Raw genomic sequence first — 2,798 nt, forward strand, 5'->3', positions numbered from 1 at the left:
CAAATGAGGCAACCAAGCCGGTTGCGCGGAGTTCTTCGAAGAGTCGACACGGTGACTATGGACGCGGCCGAGGCGCAGTAGTCTGTGGGTATGAATGCGCCACAGCTGCAATCCTTCGGGCTCGGCGTCGCCGCCGGAATGACGGTCGCCAGCGGTGCCGTTGTGGGGTCGAAGAGTCTCCACGATGGGCTTTCTGCACGGGCCCCGGCAGCACACTGCAGCGATCGCGCGGCGTAGATGAGTGCGTCTGAGGCAGCCGCTGCCGCGGGCGCGGCCACGAATTCAAAGATCTTCGAGGTAATAGCGCGAGCCGGCTTCGCAATGAACGGCCTGCTCCACGTGCTGATAGGCGCTATCTCGATTCGCGTCGCGACCGGCCACAGTGGGAGGCCGAGTCAGGCCAGCGTCATGACCGATATCGCCAACCTGCCCGAGGGGTTCGTCGTGCTCTGGGCGGCGTTTTTGACCTTCGCAGCCCTGGGCGTCTGGCAAGCGTTAGAGGTCATTTTCGGCCACCGGTACCGGTCCACGCACCAACGGGTTATCCAAAAAGGCAGTTCGATCGGACTGACCGTCATCTACATCGCCCTCGCGGCTGTCACTGTGACGTTCGCGCTTGGCGTGTCCAGCACCAGCAGAAGCCGCGCAAAAAAATCACACCTCAGCCTGGAACTGATGCAAACGCTTCAAGGACGTCTGCTATTGGCCGCTGTCGGTGCGGTGATATTCGGCTTTGGTGTCTTCTTCGTCGTCAAAGGCATTCGGCGCGGCCATCGGAAGAACCTGGACACCATCAACGGAGGCTTCGGGCGGACAGCCGTCGTCCTCGGCACCATCGGCTATATAGCCAAAGGCGCAATCATCTGTTTCGCCGGAGTGCTCGTGGCCTATTCCGCGCTCGCCTTCAATCCGACGAAGGCCGAAGGCATCGGTGCTGTATTCCAAACCATGCGCCAGCAACAGTTCGGACCCGCATTACTGACCGTAGCGGGCGTTGGACTCATCAGCTATGGCCTCTACCTGTGCTGTCGAGCGAAGATCGGCACCATGGCAAACGACTATTGACCCGTTGGTGTGAGACCACCGGAAAGCCCTTGGGGCATAGCCAGCGCGATGCCCTGACGGTAGCCTGAGACACATGGAGGAACGCCCCCGCGAACGTCTTGACCCGACCAAGATCCGCGATCAGCCCTCGCTCCGCAGCTCTTCTGGCACAGTGTGGATCGTCTCGGGCGGACTGTTCCTGCTCGTCGTCGCAGCCGTGCTGGCGTGGATCTTTGTGAGCAGCGGGACAGCAACGCCGGTTGCTGTTGCGACCGGCGTTGCTGTCGTTGCGCTCTACCTTGTGTTGCTAGTCGCGCGGTTCGTGGCCCGGCCCGGCAAGGTACGATTGCGGATCATGGCCGTGGCGATGATCGGCATGGCACTTGTCTCGGTCGTCGGGCTGTTGATGACGGTGGGAGCTGAGTCAATCAGCGCCCGATGATTCCGGCGACTATGCGTCTACGGCGCCGTGATCAGCTGCTGGTCGAATAGACCGCGCGGGAATCTCCCGCACCATCTCTATTGCGCTTGCGGGTCTCCGGGCTTGTACCCCGTGAGCCTGAGCCCTGTCGATTGCCACTGCCACTGCCACTGCCGTTGCCGGCGCGGCTGCGGTCATTGCGGCGGCGGCCCTGACCGCCCTGCCCGTTCCGATTGCTCTGCCCGTTCTTGGTGCGTGTAGGCGTGCGGCCTTCCTGACCGCTGCCGGTTGTGCGGCCGCGTGCTTGACCGCCTCGGCTCTGCTCGCCACTGCGGCTGGACTGGCTCGCGCCGCCGTTCTCGTTGCCGCGACTCTGCTCGCCGCCACGACCGCCACGACGGCCTCTGCCGCCGCTTCCTCCACGACGACCCTGGGGAGCGCGTTTCCTTCCCTGCGTCTGCTCCGGAGCCTCCTTGGGCTGTGGTGCGACATAGTCAGCGATTTCGCCCACAAGGTCTGCCACCAGGGGAGAATCCGCTGTGACCTTCTGCGGGGTCACCTTGATGTCGGCCTTGCGCAGCAGGATCTGGGTGTCCTTGCGCTGATCCGGCAGCATGACAGTCACGACCTCGCCAGAGCTGCCGGCACGGGCTGTGCGCCCGGAGCGGTGCAGGTATGCCTTGTGCTCGGTCGGAGGGTCCACGTGGACGACGAGTTCGACGGAGTCGACATGCACTCCGCGGGCAGCGACGTCTGTGGCGACGAGCACGCGCACATCCCCGTCACTGAACGCCGCGAGATTCCGGTCTCTCGCTCCTTGGGAGAGGTTGCCGTGGAGGTCGACGGCCGGAATGCCCTGTGCGGTGAGCTGCCGGGCGAAGCGCTTCGCCCGGTGCTTGGTGCGGGTGAAGAGGATGCGGCGCCCGGTGCCGGAAGCGAGTCGGTGAACCAGCTCGTTCTTGTCGTCATCGCCGACCTCGAACACATGGTGGGTCATGGCAGAGACGTGCGAGTTGGGGTCGTCCACGGAGTGGCGCACCTCGTTGTGGAGGAACCGGCGCACCAGCTTGTCCACTCCGTTGTCCAAGGTGGCGGAGAAGAACATCCGTTGGCCGTTCTCCGGCGTCTTCGCAAGGATGCGGGTGACACCCGGCAGGAACCCGAGGTCTGCCATGTGGTCGGCCTCGTCGAGGACCGTGACTTCGATGTTGTCCAAGGAAATCAGGCCCTGTTGGAGCAGGTCTTCGAGCCGCCCCGGGCAGGCGACGACGATGTCGACTCCTGCACTGAGGGCGAGCTCCTGGCGCTTCTGCTTCACGCCGCCGAAGATGGT

Annotated in this window: 4 protein-coding genes; 3 read left to right on the forward strand and 1 reads right to left on the reverse strand. The window is 63.9% G+C overall.

From position 1 onward, the window contains the following. Positions 1 to 90 precede the first annotated feature (90 nt). The 3 genes from L0G76_RS15375 (at position 91) to L0G76_RS15385 (ending at position 1,486) form a co-directional block, all read left to right on the forward strand. Complete coding sequence (locus tag L0G76_RS15375) at positions 91 to 237, forward strand: hypothetical protein (RefSeq protein ID WP_304358011.1); 147 nt, start codon at positions 91 to 93, stop codon at positions 235 to 237. Positions 238 to 321: 84 nt separating this feature from the next. Beyond that, the gene (locus L0G76_RS15380) at positions 322 to 1,065 is read left to right on the forward strand and encodes a DUF1206 domain-containing protein (RefSeq protein WP_304358012.1); all 744 of its coding nucleotides are present in this window, start codon (positions 322 to 324) and stop codon (positions 1,063 to 1,065) included. A 73-nt stretch (positions 1,066 to 1,138) separates the two neighbouring features. Then, positions 1,139 to 1,486, forward strand: coding sequence for a hypothetical protein (locus L0G76_RS15385; protein ID WP_304358013.1), 348 nt, complete (start codon positions 1,139 to 1,141; stop codon positions 1,484 to 1,486). 31 nt (positions 1,487 to 1,517) lie between these two features. Here the strand turns inward: L0G76_RS15385 and L0G76_RS15390 are convergent. After that, the coding region (locus tag L0G76_RS15390) for a DEAD/DEAH box helicase (RefSeq protein ID WP_304358014.1) at positions 1,518 to 2,798 on the reverse strand (1,281 nt) is incomplete at its 5' end.

Origin of the sequence: Brevibacterium picturae (assembly GCF_030453725.1) — a bacterium.
GTDB classification, from domain to species: Bacteria; Actinomycetota; Actinomycetes; order Actinomycetales; family Brevibacteriaceae; genus Brevibacterium; species Brevibacterium sandarakinum_A.